This window comes from Micromonospora sp. LOL_021 (assembly GCF_048060215.1).
Classification (GTDB): Bacteria; Actinomycetota; Actinomycetes; order Mycobacteriales; family Micromonosporaceae; genus Micromonospora_E.
Window position 1 is genome coordinate 1 of the sequence record NZ_JBHMIN010000199.1, and the last position, 204, is coordinate 204.

The following is a 204-nucleotide window of genomic DNA, read 5'->3' on the forward strand; positions in this document are numbered from 1 at the left end:
AGGCCGGTGCCCGGATGCGGATTCGCCGGATGACCGCGCCGCCGGACCTGCGTGACTTCGAGCGGGCCGCGCAGCTGCGGGACAAGGAGAACCAGCTCCTCGGCCAGAAGGCGCAGCGGGAGAAGGAGTGGAAGGCCGGCGATCTCGACGTGGTCAGTGAGGTCGACGACGAGCAGATCGCCGAGGTGCTCGGCAACTGGACCG

At 69.6% G+C, this 204-nt stretch carries 1 pseudogene; it reads left to right on the forward strand.

Annotated elements, in window-relative coordinates:
• A pseudogene (locus tag ACFHWT_RS31665) lies at positions 1 to 204 on the forward strand (ATP-dependent Clp protease ATP-binding subunit ClpC); the annotation flags it as partial.